Here is a 12,913-nt window from a genome sequence, read left to right on the forward strand (position 1 = left end):
GATGAAACTATCACGCGTAAGCGCCGTTAACTGGAACAAGATTCAGGATGATAAAGACCTGGAGGTATGGAACCGTCTGACCAGCAACTTCTGGCTGCCGGAAAAGGTGCCGCTTTCCAACGATATTCCGGCCTGGCAAACCCTGAGTCATGCCGAGCAACAGCTGACAATCCGCGTCTTTACCGGCCTGACGCTGCTGGACACCATTCAGAATACCGTGGGTGCACCCGCCCTGATGAGCGATGCGCTGACGCCGCACGAAGAGGCGGTGATGTCGAACATCAGCTTTATGGAGGCGGTCCATGCCCGCTCCTACAGCTCCATTTTCTCTACCCTGTGCCAGACCAAAGACGTGGACGCCGCCTACGCCTGGAGCGAAGAGAGTACGTCATTACAGCGCAAGGCCGACCTGGTGCTGGAATATTATCGCGCCGACGAGCCGCTAAAGAAGAAGATCGCCAGCGTGTTCCTGGAATCTTTCCTCTTCTATTCTGGCTTCTGGCTGCCCATGTACTGGTCGAGCCGGGGCAAGCTCACCAACACCGCCGATTTGATTCGCCTCATCATCCGGGATGAAGCGGTACACGGGTATTACATCGGCTATAAGTATCAGAAAGGGCTGGAAAAAGTCAGTCCGGAAAAACGCGAGGAACTCAAAGGTTTTGCCCTCGATTTACTGATGGATCTGTATGACAACGAGCTGAGCTATACCGAAGAGCTGTACGCCGGAACGGGCTGGGAAGAGGACGTAAAAGCCTTCCTCTGCTACAACGCCAACAAGGCGCTGATGAACCTGGGCTACGAAGCGTTATTTCCACCCGAAATGGCGGAGGTGAACCCGGCGATCCTCGCGGCGCTGTCGCCCAACGCCGATGAAAACCACGACTTCTTTTCCGGGTCCGGCTCGTCGTACGTCATGGGTAAAGCGGTGGAGACGCAAGACGAGGACTGGGATTTTTAATGAATGAATTAACGTTCATTAATTAACTCCACATTTCATTATTTCCAGTCGAATATTCCACGACGGACTACACTGTAATTGCCACGTCATATTCGCCTGAATCACACCGATTCAGGCGAAATTTCCCCATGCCGCAGCAAAAAATTGAGAAAAATTCAAACTGCCCTCAGCCCTTTATTCATGGGAAATTCAGCCGTTTCGCTTGCAGCAAAATTCTGACCTCTGGCCGGTCCAGGGTTGTCTCAGATTCTGAGTATGTTAGGGTAATGCCAGTTAACTATTTACCATGGTAATCATATCGACATAAACAAATAACAGGACACTCTCTATTGCATGGCAATTAAATTAGAAGTGAAGAATCTTTATAAAATATTTGGCGAGCACCCGCAGCGCGCATTCAAATATATTGAGAAAGGCCTTACGAAAGAGCAAATTCTGGAAAAAACCGGGCTATCGCTTGGCGTTAAAGACGCCAGTCTGGCCATTGAAGAAGGCGAGATTTTTGTCATCATGGGATTATCCGGTTCGGGTAAATCCACTATGGTTCGCCTTCTCAATCGCCTGATTGAACCCACCCGCGGACAGGTACTGATTGACGGCGTTGATATCGCCAGAATATCAGACGCAGAACTCCGCGAGGTGCGCAGAAAGAAAATTGCGATGGTGTTTCAGTCATTTGCGCTGATGCCGCACATGACGGTACTCGATAATACCGCCTTTGGCATGGAATTAGCCGGCACGCCCGCGCAGGAACGTCAGGAAAAGGCCCTTGATGCGCTGCGTCAGGTCGGGCTGGAAAATTATGCTCATGCGTACCCGGATGAACTTTCCGGCGGCATGCGTCAGCGCGTGGGATTAGCGCGCGCATTAGCGATTAATCCGGACATATTATTAATGGACGAAGCTTTCTCGGCGCTCGATCCGTTAATTCGCACCGAGATGCAGGATGAGCTGGTAAAATTACAGGCCAAACATCAGCGCACCATTGTTTTTATTTCTCACGATCTGGATGAAGCCATGCGTATTGGCGACCGTATTGCCATTATGCAAAATGGTGAAGTGGTGCAGGTCGGCACACCGGATGAAATTCTCAATAATCCGGCGAATGATTATGTGCGCACCTTCTTCCGCGGCGTGGATATTAGCCACGTATTCAGTGCGAAAGATATTGCCCGTCGAACGCCAAACGGCATTATTCGAAAAACGCCGGGATTTGGCCCGCGCTCCGCGCTGAAGCTGTTGCAGGACGAAGACCGTGAATACGGTTATCTGGTTGAACGCGGCAATAAATTTGTCGGCGTTGTCTCCATCGACTCCCTGAAAACCGCCCTGAGCGAAAACCAGGGAATCGATGCGGCGTTGATTGACGCTCCGCTTGCCGTGGACGCCGAAACGCCGCTCAGCGAGTTGCTCTCTCACGTGGGCCAGGCGCCGTGCGCCGTACCGGTCGTCGGTGAAGAACAACAGTACGTTGGCATCATCTCAAAACGGATGCTGCTACAGGCTTTAGATCGCGAGGGGACAAACAATGGCTGATCAATCTAACCCATGGGGCACCACTGAAGCAGCGGACAGCGCGGCGCAATCTGCCGATGCGTGGGGTTCCACGCCTGCACCTGCCGATGGCGGCGGCGCGGCAGACTGGCTCAACAGCGCACCTGCGCCTGCCCCAGAGCATTTCAATATTATGGATCCGTTCCACAAGACGCTGATCCCGCTGGACAGCTGGGTCACGGAGGGGATCGACTGGGTCGTTACCCACTTCCGTCCGGTGTTTCAGGGGATCCGCATCCCGGTGGATTACATCCTGAACGGCTTCCAGCAGCTGATGCTGGGCATGCCCGCGCCGGTGGCGATTATCCTGTTCTCGCTGATTGCGTGGCAGTTCGGCAGCGCGGGTATGGGGGTCGCCACGCTGATCTCCCTGATTGCCATCGGCGCGATTGGCGCATGGTCTCAGGCGATGATCACCCTGGCGCTGGTGCTGACCGCCCTGCTGTTTTGCGTGGTGATCGGCCTGCCGATGGGGATCTGGCTGGCGCGCAGCCCCCGGGCCGCGAAGATTATCCGCCCGCTGCTGGATGCGATGCAGACCACCCCAGCGTTCGTTTACCTGGTGCCTATCGTGATGCTGTTCGGCATCGGTAACGTGCCGGGTGTGGTGGTGACCATTATCTTCGCCCTGCCGCCGATTATCCGCCTGACCATTCTGGGGATTAACCAGGTACCGGCGGATCTGATTGAGGCATCGCGCTCGTTCGGCGCCAGCCCGCGTCAGATGCTGTTTAAGGTTCAGCTTCCGCTGGCGATGCCGACCATCATGGCAGGCGTTAACCAGACGCTGATGCTGGCCCTGTCGATGGTGGTCATCGCCTCGATGATCGCCGTAGGCGGACTGGGCCAGATGGTACTGCGCGGTATTGGCCGTCTCGATATGGGACTGGCGACCGTCGGCGGCGTCGGGATTGTGATCCTCGCCATCATTCTTGACCGCCTGACCCAGGCTGTCGGTCGTGATTCACGCAGTCGCGGCAACCGTCGCTGGTACACCACCGGCCCTGTCGGGTTACTCACCCGCCCATTTACAAAATAAGGAACAACGATGCGACATAACGTACTTTTTGCCACAGCGTTTGCGACCCTTGTCTCCACCAGCGCAGTTGCCGCTGACCTGCCGGGCAAAGGCATTACCGTGCAGCCGGTGCAGAGCACCATTTCGGAAGAGTCCTTCCAGACCCAGATTGTCAGCCGTGCGCTGGAGAAACTGGGCTATACGGTGAATACCGCCAGCGAAGTGGACTACAACGTGGGCTATACCTCGATTGCCTCCGGTGATGCCACCTTTACCGCCGTAAACTGGCAGCCGCTGCACGACGACATGTATGCCGCCGCAGGGGGTGACAAGAAATTCTACCGCGAAGGCACCTTTGTGACCGGCGCAGCGCAGGGTTATCTGATCGACAAGAAAACCGCCGATAAGTACCACATCACCAATATTGAACAGCTGAAAGATCCGAAGATCGCCAAATTGTTCGACACCAACGGTGACGGTAAAGCGGACATGATGGGCTGCTCGCCGGGCTGGGGCTGCGAAGCGGTGATTAACCACCAGAACAAAGCGTTCGATCTGGCGAAGACCGTCGACGTGAGTCACGGCAACTACTCTGCAATGATGGCCGACACCATCGCCCGCTTTAAAGAAGGCAAGCCGGTGATCTACTACACCTGGACGCCGTACTGGGTGAGCGACGTGCTGAAGCCGGGCAAAGACGTGGTGTGGTTACAGGTGCCCTTCTCCTCCCTGCCTGGCGAGCAGAAAGATATCGACACCAAACTGCCGAACGGCATGAACTATGGCTTCCCGGTGAACACCATGCATATCGTGGCGAACAAAGCCTGGGCTGAGAAAAACCCGGCGGCGGCGAAGCTGTTCTCGGTAATGAAACTGCCGCTGGCAGACATCAACGCCCAGAACGCGATGATGCACGCGGGTAAATCCTCCGAAGCAGATATTAAAAACCACGTGGATGGCTGGATCAAAGCCCACCAGCAGCAGTTTGATGGCTGGGTGAAAGAGGCGCTTGCGGCGCAGAAGTAAAAACAACACCCCTCACCCTGCCCTCTCCCCAAAGGGGAGAGGGTGTATAAAGTCCCCTCTGCCCTTTGGGGAGAAGGTTAGGGTGAGGGGGATAACCGCACAAACACACACATAACAATTCCCCAACATTCACAATCATTGGTTATTATGTTTCCGGAAAAATAATCACTTAACTCACGATTCCTGAAACTAATGACAAAAACAACTCAAGGGCTTAGCCCCGCACTCATCCTTTTAATGTCCGTGGCAACGGGTCTGGCCGTCGCCAGCAACTATTACGCACAACCTCTTCTCGACACCATCGCACGCGCCTTCGATCTTTCAGCCAGCTCCGCCGGATTTATTGTCACTGCCGCACAGCTCGGCTATGCGGCCGGGCTGCTGTTCCTGGTGCCATTAGGCGATATGTTTGAGCGCCGGATGCTTATCGTGTCCATGACCCTGCTGGCGGCAGGCGGGATGTTGATCACCGCCAGCAGCCAGTCGTTAACGATGATGATTATTGGCACCGCGCTGACGGGGCTGTTCTCGGTGGTGGCGCAAATTCTGGTTCCCCTCGCCGCGACGCTGGCTTCCCCGGAAAAACGCGGCAAAGTGGTCGGCACCATCATGAGCGGCCTGCTGCTGGGCATCCTGCTGGCGCGAACCGTTGCCGGGCTGCTGGCGAGCCTCGGCGGATGGCGCACCGTTTACTGGGTGGCGAGCGTGCTGATGGTTATCATGGCGCTGGCCCTGTGGCGCGGCCTGCCAAAGGTGAAGCAGGAGAATCACCTGAACTATCCGCAGCTTCTTGCCTCCGTTTTCAGCCTCTTCACCCGGGACAAACTCCTGCGCACGCGCGCCATTCTGGGATGTCTCACCTTCGCCAACTTCAGTATCTTATGGACGTCGATGGCGTTTCTGCTTGCCGCACCGCCGTTTAACTATTCAGAAGGGGTGATTGGTCTGTTCGGGCTGGCAGGCGCCGCTGGCGCACTGGGCGCACGCCCGGCCGGTGGGCTGGCCGACAAAGGTAAATCGCATATGACCACCTCCGCCGGGCTGGTGTTACTCCTGCTCTCCTGGGCGGCAATCTGGTACGGACACGTCTCAGTGCTGGCGCTGATTGTCGGTATTCTGGTGCTCGACCTCACCGTGCAGGGTGTGCACATCACCAACCAGACCGTGATTTACCGCGTGAAGCCGGACGCCCGTAACCGTCTGACGGCCGGGTACATGACCAGCTACTTTATCGGCGGCGCGGCAGGCTCGCTGATTTCAGCCTCCGCCTGGCAACATGCGGGCTGGACGGGCGTGTGCGCTATCGGCGCCATTGTGGCGGCGATCAATCTGCTGGTGTGGTGGCGCGGCTATCACCGTCAGGAAGCAATTCACTAAGTTTTACATTGCTTTGGGCCCCCTGGGGTGTAAAGGGGGCCTGCATCTGTTAATGTAACGGTAATCATTTATCCCAGAAATTTTACTGTGGGTGACATATTTACTACCGGCATGAATAGTTCAGACCCCTGTCCTCACATCCCCTCTTTCGCGGGTACACACCCCACGCTCTCTGTGCTCACCGGGTCACGGATTTACCCGGCGCTTTCTGATGGTGATATACGTTTGGCGGATATAACCGCACAAATAATTCATTTACATTATTTGTCACTATCGTTACTATATCGGCTGTAATTAATGAGGTTATGCCCAAAATGGATAGTTCGTTTACGCCCATTGAACAAATGCTTAAGTTCCGCGCCAGTCGTCATGAGGACTTCCCGTATCAGGAAATCCTGCTGACCCGCCTGTGCATGCACATGCAGGGTAAGCTGCTGGAAAATCGTAACAAGATGCTGAAAGCACAAGGGATTAACGAGACGTTGTTTATGGCGTTGATTACGCTGGAGTCTCAGGAAAATCACAGCATTCAGCCGTCTGAACTGAGCTGCGCGCTGGGTTCATCCCGTACCAATGCGACCCGTATTGCAGATGAGCTGGAAAAGCGCGGCTGGATCGAACGCCGTGAAAGCGATAACGATCGCCGCTGCCTGCATCTGCAACTGACCGAGAAAGGTCACGAATTCCTGCGCGAAGTGCTGCCACCGCAGCACAACTGCCTGCACCAGCTCTGGTCTGCCCTCAGCACCGCCGAGCGCGACCAGCTTGAGCACATTACTCGCAAGCTGCTCACCCGTCTGGACCAGATGGATGAAGATGGCGTCATTCTTGAGGCGCTGCGCTAACGCGACGATCCGCTCAACATTCCAGATTGCTAAAAGAAAAACTGACAGGCCAGCACGTGAAACTGCTGGCCTTTCTGACAACAGGTCGGCTCAGCCGATGTGAAAATAAAAAGATCGTGGAGAACAACAATGAGCGCAAATGCGGAGAACACCCCCCCGCAGCAACCGGTCAACAAGAAGGGCAAACGTAAGAGCGCCCTTATTCTGCTGACCTTGCTCTTTATTATTATTGCCGTGGCATATGGGATCTATTGGTTTTTAGTCTTGCGTCATGTTGAAGAGACAGACGATGCATACGTGGCAGGGAATCAGGTTCAAATCATGGCCCAGGTGTCAGGCAGCGTGACGAAAGTCTGGGCTGACAACACCGACTTTGTGAAAAAAGGGGATGTGCTGGTCACGCTCGACCCGACCGACGCCCAGCAGGCCTTTGAAAAAGCACAAACGGCGCTGGCCTCCAGCGTTCGCCAGACCCGCCAGCTGATGATCAACAGTAAACAGCTTCAGGCCAATATCGACGTGCAGAAAACGGCCCTGGCTCAGGCGCAGAGCGACCTCAATCGTCGTGTTCCTCTCGGCACCGCCAACCTGATTGGCCGTGAAGAGTTGCAGCACGCCCGCGATGCGGTAGCCAGCGCACAGGCACAGCTGGACGTGGCGATCCAACAGTACAACGCCAACCAGGCGATGGTGCTGGGCACGTCTCTGGAAAACCAGCCAGCGGTGAAACAGGCGGCGACCGAAGTGCGTAACGCATGGCTTGCCCTGCAACGTACCAAAATTGTCAGCCCGATGACCGGCTATGTTTCCCGTCGTTCCGTACAGCCAGGCGCGCAGATTAGCACCACTACGCCGCTGATGGCGGTCGTTCCGGCGAACAATCTGTGGGTCGATGCGAACTTCAAAGAGACCCAGCTGGCGCATATGCGTATCGGCCAGACCGCGACCGTGGTCAGCGATATTTACGGCGATGACGTCAAGTACACCGGGAAAGTGGTCGGTCTGGATATGGGGACCGGCAGCGCGTTCAGCCTGCTGCCTGCACAGAACGCCACCGGCAACTGGATCAAAGTGGTACAGCGCTTGCCCGTGCGTATCGAGCTGGATCCTCAGCAGCTGGCAGACCATCCGCTGCGAATTGGCCTCTCCACGCTGGTGACGGTCGATACCGCCAACCGCGACGGTCAGATCCTCGCAAGCCAGGTGCGCAGCACGCCAGCTTATGAAAGTAACGCCCGTGAAATTAGCCTCGATCCGGTCAATAAGCTGATCGATGACATCGTGAAGGCAAACGCCGGTTAAGCCGAAGGTGAGCGTTATGCAACAGCAAAAGCCGCAAAAACCGCTGGAGGGGGCGCAGCTGGTCATTATGACCATTGCGCTGTCTCTGGCGACATTCATGCAGGTGCTGGACTCCACCATCGCAAACGTGGCGATCCCCACGATCGCCGGGAACCTTGGCTCATCGCTGAGCCAGGGGACCTGGGTCATTACCTCGTTCGGGGTGGCGAACGCCATCTCCATTCCCATCACCGGCTGGCTGGCAAAGCGCGTCGGTGAAGTGAAGCTGTTCCTCTGGTCGACGATCCTGTTCGTGCTGGCCTCCTGGGCCTGCGGCATGTCCAGCAGCCTGACGATGCTGATTTTCTTCCGCGTCATCCAGGGGATTGTCGCCGGGCCGTTGATTCCGCTGTCGCAGAGTTTACTGCTGAACAACTATCCGCCCGCCAAACGCTCCATCGCGCTTGCGCTGTGGTCGATGACGGTGATTGTCGCCCCGATTTGCGGGCCAATCCTCGGCGGCTATATCAGCGATAACTATCACTGGGGCTGGATCTTCTTCATCAACGTGCCCATCGGTGCGCTGGTGGTGCTGATGACGTTACAGTCTCTGCGTGGTCGCGAAACGCGGACCGAACAGCGGCGGATCGACGGCATCGGGCTGGCGCTGCTGGTTGTCGGCATCGGCAGCCTGCAAATCATGCTCGACCGCGGTAAAGAGCTGGACTGGTTCGCCTCTACGGAAATCATTGTGCTGACGGTGGTCGCCGTGGTTGCCATTAGCTTCCTGATTGTCTGGGAACTGACGGACGATAACCCGATAGTCGATCTCTCGCTGTTTAAATCCCGAAACTTCACCATCGGCTGTCTGTGTATCAGCCTCGCCTATATGCTCTACTTCGGTGCGATTGTTCTGCTGCCGCAGCTGTTGCAGGAGGTGTATGGCTATACCGCAACCTGGGCGGGGCTGGCCTCCGCGCCAGTGGGGTTAATTCCGGTTCTGCTGTCGCCGATTATTGGTCGTTTCGCCCATAAGCTCGATATGCGCAGGCTGGTGACGTTCAGCTTCATCATGTACGCCGTGTGCTTCTACTGGCGCGCGTATACGTTCGAACCGGGAATGGACTTTGGCGCCTCCGCGTGGCCGCAGTTTATTCAGGGCTTTGCCGTGGCGTGCTTCTTTATGCCCCTGACCACCATTACGCTTTCCGGCTTGCCGCCAGAGCGGATGGCGGCGGCATCAAGCCTGTCGAACTTTACCCGTACGCTGGCGGGTTCCATCGGGACGTCGATCACCACCACACTGTGGACCAACCGGGAATCAATGCACCATGCCCAGCTGACCGAAGCGGTGAACCCGTTCAACCCTAACGCTCAGCAGATGTATAGCCAGCTTGAGGGGATGGGGATGACGGAGCAGCAGGCGTCCGGCTGGCTCGCCCAGCAGATCACCAACCAGGGGCTGATTATCTCGGCAAACGAGATTTTCTGGATATCGGCGGGGATCTTTATCGTCCTGCTGGGGCTGGTGTGGTTTGCCAAACCACCGTTTGGGGCCGGTAGCGGGGGTGGTGGGGCGCACTAGCCCTGTGCACGGGTTGCCGGGTGGCGGCTACGCCTTACCCGGCCTACGATAACCGGCAAATCCGTAGGCCCGGTAAGGCGTATCCGCCACCGGGCAACAATTGCCACCCTTGTCCAGAACGCGACAGCGATTGTCAGTTCCGATAAAGCAGCGCGCCTGAAATCGATTCACGATAGTGAAAAGACAACAGGAGCGCATCATGCTGAACACCCCCGCCGACAAATACCAGCCTTACCCCACCCTTTCGTTGCCCGACCGCCGCTGGCCGGAGCGGACGATCACCCGCGCCCCGCGCTGGCTCTCAACCGATTTACGCGACGGTAATCAGGCGCTGGCCGAGCCGATGGACAGCGCGCGCAAGCTGCAATTCTGGGATCTGCTGCTGAATTGCGGGTTTAAAGAAATAGAAGTCGCTTTCCCGTCCGCCTCGCAGACGGACTTCAATTTTGTGCGTCAGCTGATTGAGGAGAACCGCATCCCGGATGACGTCACCATTCAGGTGTTAACGCAGGCGCGGGACGATCTTATCCATCGCACTTTCGACTCCCTGCGCGGCGCCAGGCTGGCCACCGTTCACCTGTATAACGCCACCGCCCCGCTGTTCCGCCGTCTGGTGTTTGGCATGGAGAAAGCGCAAATCGTCGAGCTGGCGACGCGCGCCACCCGCCTGATTCGCCAGCTGTGCGAAGAGAACCCAGAAACCCGCTGGCAGTACGAATACTCCCCGGAAACCTTCTGTTTTACCGAGCCTGAGTTCGCGCTGGAGATTTGTGAAGCCGTGGCGGAGATCTGGCAGCCGTGCGCGGCGCGTCCAATGATCATCAATCTACCGGCTACCGTCGAAGTGAGCACGCCGAACGTCTATGCCGACCAGATCGAATATTTCTGCCGCCACTTCAGCCGCCGCAGTGACGTCTGTATCAGCGTGCATCCGCATAACGATCGCGGTACCGGCGTTGCCAGCGCGGAGCTGGCCGTCATGGCCGGGGCTGACCGCGTGGAGGGCTGCCTGTTTGGTAACGGTGAGCGTACGGGCAACGTCTGCCTGGTGACGCTGGCAATGAATCTCTACAGCCAGGGCATTAGCCCGAATCTGGATTTCAGCGATATGAATCGGGTGGTTGAAACGGTAGAGACCTGCAACCAGCTGCCGGTACATCCGCGCCATCCGTGGGCCGGTCGGCTGGCCTACACCGCCTTCTCCGGCTCGCACCAGGATGCCATCAAGAAAGGTTTCGATGCCCGTAAGCCTGACGAGCGATGGGAGATGCCCTATCTGCCCGTCGACCCGCAGGATATTGGCTGTACCTATGAAGCGGTGATCCGCGTGAACAGCCAGTCAGGAAAAAGCGGAAGCGCCTGGCTTATTGAGCAAAACCACGGCCTTAAGCTGCCTCGCGCCCTGCAACAGGATTTTAGCCAGCACGTGCAGCAGGAAACGGATAGCCATGGAAAAGAGATGACGCAGAATGCGCTCTGGCAGCTGTTCCGTACCCGCTACGGTCTGGTAACTGCACCACAGTTTGCGCTGCAATCCTACCGCAGCGACAGCCAGCAGGACGGCCAGCTGCGGCTGACGGCAAGCGTCGCCACGCAAGGGGGCACCCGCCAGCTGGAGGGTCAGGGTAACGGTCTGCTCTCCGCCGCCGCACACGGTTTAAGCCGCTGGGTTAACGCGCCGTTTGTGATTAAGGATTATCACGAGCATACGTTAGGCGAACGCAGCGACAGCCGCTCGGTGGCCTATATCCGCTGCCTGTTCCAGGATGGCACCAGCCACTGGGGCGTGGGCATCGACAGCGACGTGGCGCGCGCGTCGATTCAGGCGCTTTTCAACGCGGTCAGTCGTTCCTGAAGTAATCGCTGGGTGAGAGGCCCATCACCCGGCGAAACATTGCCGTAAAAGCGCTGTGGCTGCCATAACCCAGATCCAGCGCCACGCGTAATACCGGCTGGCCCTGTGCCAGCCGCACTAAGGCCTCAAGCAGTCGCGCCCTTCTCACCCACTCGCCATAGCTCACGCCCGTCTGCTGCTGGAAATGGCGGTTCAGCGTGCGTTCGCTCATCCCCACAATACCTGCGGCCTGCGTGCTGCTCCAGCTGTCTCCTGGAACCTCCCGAATCTGCTGGCAAAGACGGCGCAGCGCTTCGCTTTCCGGCTCGGGCAGGTGAAAAGGCAGTACCGGCATAAGGCGAATTTCATCGAGGATCAGCTCATAAACACGTTCATCGCGGCTTCCGGGTGCGTAAGATTCAGGAAGCGTCAGGGAGGTCAGGATCAGCTCGCACAGCAGGGGCGAGATCTGCACGATCTGGCAGGTCGCCGGGAGATCGGCGCGCGCCAGCGGATCGATAAACAGCGTGCGGGCAGCAACGTTGCCGGTGATGCGCAGGGCGTGCTGCGTACCCGCAGGTAGCCAGACGCCGCGACCGGGCGGCACTACCCAGCAGCCGGATGCGGTATCCACCCGCACGACACCGGTAAGGCTGTGCAGAAGCTGCGCGCAGTCGTGCTGATGCCACGGCTCGCTGTCGCCATGAACATAATCATGGGAAAACGGCACAAGCGGGCGATGGGTAAAGGAGAAGGTGGTGGTTGTCGTCATCAGAATTGTAGGCCCGGTCAACGAAGCACCGGGCATCCACAGGCACGATACTAAATGTGCAGTTCCTGAAGTTTTTCTTTTGGCAGGGCCAGCTCGTCGTTGCTGTTTACACGCACATCACGTTCGATGATATGACGGGCAATCTCCTGGGCTTCTTCCAGAGAGTGCATCTGGTAGGTGCCGCACTGGTAAACGTTCAGCTCAGGGATCTGGTTCTGCTCTTTCACCTTCAGCACGTCTTCCATGGCCGCTTTCCACGCATCGGCAACGCGTTTCTCTTCAGGCTGACCAATCAGGCTCATGTAAAAACCGGTGCGGCAGCCCATCGGAGAGATATCGATGATCTCCACGCCGTTGCCGTTCAGGTGGTCGCGCATGAAACCAGCGAACAGATGTTCCAGCGTGTGAATACCTTTCTCTGGCATCACTTCTTTATTGGGCACGCAGAAGCGCAGGTCGAAAACGGTGATCGTGTCGCCGTGCGGCGTGTTCATGGTCTTCGCCACGCGGACTGCTGGTGCTTCCATACGGGTATGGTCGACAGTAAAGCTATCTAATAACGGCATACGTCACCTCCGGTAGTGATTTTTTTTTAAATAAACTGAACTCTTCTACAGAATGCGCGTCTGAGTATATGAAAGACGCGCATTTGTTATCATC

At 57.0% G+C, this 12,913-nt stretch carries 11 protein-coding genes; 9 read left to right on the forward strand and 2 right to left on the reverse strand.

The window, feature by feature from the left end; translation table 11 throughout:
• Position 1: 1 nt before the first annotated feature.
• The 9 genes from nrdF (at position 2) to leuA (ending at position 11,502) form a co-directional block, all read left to right on the forward strand.
• Positions 2-961 (forward strand): class 1b ribonucleoside-diphosphate reductase subunit beta, encoded by a 960-nt coding sequence (nrdF, locus tag ACOTX7_RS05790; RefSeq protein ID WP_039274306.1) that lies wholly within the window; start codon positions 2-4, stop codon positions 959-961.
• Between the two features lie 333 nt (positions 962-1,294).
• Positions 1,295-2,497, forward strand: a complete 1,203-nt coding sequence (gene proV / locus ACOTX7_RS05795; RefSeq protein WP_006811701.1) for a glycine betaine/L-proline ABC transporter ATP-binding protein ProV — start codon at positions 1,295-1,297, stop codon at positions 2,495-2,497.
• Positions 2,490-3,554 carry a glycine betaine/L-proline ABC transporter permease ProW gene (gene proW / locus ACOTX7_RS05800; protein ID WP_006811702.1) on the forward strand — a complete coding sequence of 355 codons (1,065 nt, stop codon included), beginning with the start codon at positions 2,490-2,492 and terminating at the stop codon, positions 3,552-3,554. Before proV ends, proW begins: the two co-directional genes overlap by 8 nt.
• Positions 3,555-3,563: 9 nt before the next feature.
• Entirely contained in the window at positions 3,564-4,559 is a 996-nt protein-coding gene (gene proX, locus ACOTX7_RS05805; protein WP_006811703.1) for a glycine betaine/L-proline ABC transporter substrate-binding protein ProX, read from the forward strand.
• Positions 4,560-4,751: 192 nt separating this feature from the next.
• Positions 4,752-5,936: an MFS transporter gene (locus ACOTX7_RS05810; RefSeq protein WP_017382775.1), complete on the forward strand. Its 1,185-nt coding sequence runs from the start codon at positions 4,752-4,754 to the stop codon at positions 5,934-5,936.
• A gap of 314 nt (positions 5,937-6,250) precedes the next feature.
• Entirely contained in the window at positions 6,251-6,781 is a 531-nt protein-coding gene (emrR, locus tag ACOTX7_RS05815; RefSeq protein WP_017694792.1) for a multidrug efflux transporter EmrAB transcriptional repressor EmrR, read from the forward strand.
• Positions 6,782-6,910: 129 nt separating this feature from the next.
• Positions 6,911-8,083 (forward strand): multidrug efflux MFS transporter periplasmic adaptor subunit EmrA, encoded by a 1,173-nt coding sequence (emrA, locus tag ACOTX7_RS05820; RefSeq protein ID WP_006811708.1) that lies wholly within the window; start codon positions 6,911-6,913, stop codon positions 8,081-8,083.
• Positions 8,084-8,099: 16 nt separating this feature from the next.
• Complete coding sequence (gene emrB / locus ACOTX7_RS05825) at positions 8,100-9,647, forward strand: multidrug efflux MFS transporter permease subunit EmrB (RefSeq protein WP_006811709.1); 1,548 nt, start codon at positions 8,100-8,102, stop codon at positions 9,645-9,647.
• Positions 9,648-9,846: 199 nt separating this feature from the next.
• Positions 9,847-11,502 (forward strand): 2-isopropylmalate synthase, encoded by a 1,656-nt coding sequence (leuA, locus tag ACOTX7_RS05830; RefSeq protein ID WP_221813665.1) that lies wholly within the window; start codon positions 9,847-9,849, stop codon positions 11,500-11,502.
• On the opposite strand, the gene ACOTX7_RS05835 is transcribed toward leuA, so the two are convergent.
• A complete protein-coding gene (locus ACOTX7_RS05835; protein WP_221256369.1) occupies positions 11,489-12,253 on the reverse strand; it encodes an AraC family transcriptional regulator in 765 nt (254 codons plus the stop codon). The two genes, leuA and ACOTX7_RS05835, sit on opposite strands and share 14 nt — an antisense overlap.
• Positions 12,254-12,303: 50 nt before the next feature.
• A complete protein-coding gene (gene luxS / locus ACOTX7_RS05840; RefSeq protein ID WP_003862180.1) occupies positions 12,304-12,819 on the reverse strand; it encodes an S-ribosylhomocysteine lyase in 516 nt (171 codons plus the stop codon).
• Positions 12,820-12,913 lie beyond the last annotated feature (94 nt).

This window comes from Enterobacter cloacae complex sp. IR5418 (assembly GCF_049238105.1).
GTDB lineage: Bacteria > Pseudomonadota > Gammaproteobacteria > Enterobacterales > Enterobacteriaceae > Enterobacter > Enterobacter hormaechei.

Excerpts from the sequence above, each read along its gene's own strand:
- proW (WP_006811702.1), top strand. The coding sequence starts at position 2,490 with ATGGCTGATCAATCTAACCCATGGGGCACCACTGAAGCAGCGGACAGC.
- proV (WP_006811701.1), top strand. The coding sequence starts at position 1,295 with ATGGCAATTAAATTAGAAGTGAAGAATCTTTATAAAATATTTGGCGAG.
- nrdF (WP_039274306.1), top strand. The coding sequence starts at position 2 with ATGAAACTATCACGCGTAAGCGCCGTTAACTGGAACAAGATTCAGGAT.
- ACOTX7_RS05835 (WP_221256369.1), bottom strand. The coding sequence starts at position 12,253 with ATGACGACAACCACCACCTTCTCCTTTACCCATCGCCCGCTTGTGCCG.
- luxS (WP_003862180.1), bottom strand. The coding sequence starts at position 12,819 with ATGCCGTTATTAGATAGCTTTACTGTCGACCATACCCGTATGGAAGCA.
- leuA (WP_221813665.1), top strand. The coding sequence starts at position 9,847 with ATGCTGAACACCCCCGCCGACAAATACCAGCCTTACCCCACCCTTTCG.
- proX (WP_006811703.1), top strand. The coding sequence starts at position 3,564 with ATGCGACATAACGTACTTTTTGCCACAGCGTTTGCGACCCTTGTCTCC.
- emrB (WP_006811709.1), top strand. The coding sequence starts at position 8,100 with ATGCAACAGCAAAAGCCGCAAAAACCGCTGGAGGGGGCGCAGCTGGTC.
- ACOTX7_RS05810 (WP_017382775.1), top strand. The coding sequence starts at position 4,752 with ATGACAAAAACAACTCAAGGGCTTAGCCCCGCACTCATCCTTTTAATG.
- emrA (WP_006811708.1), top strand. The coding sequence starts at position 6,911 with ATGAGCGCAAATGCGGAGAACACCCCCCCGCAGCAACCGGTCAACAAG.
- emrR (WP_017694792.1), top strand. The coding sequence starts at position 6,251 with ATGGATAGTTCGTTTACGCCCATTGAACAAATGCTTAAGTTCCGCGCC.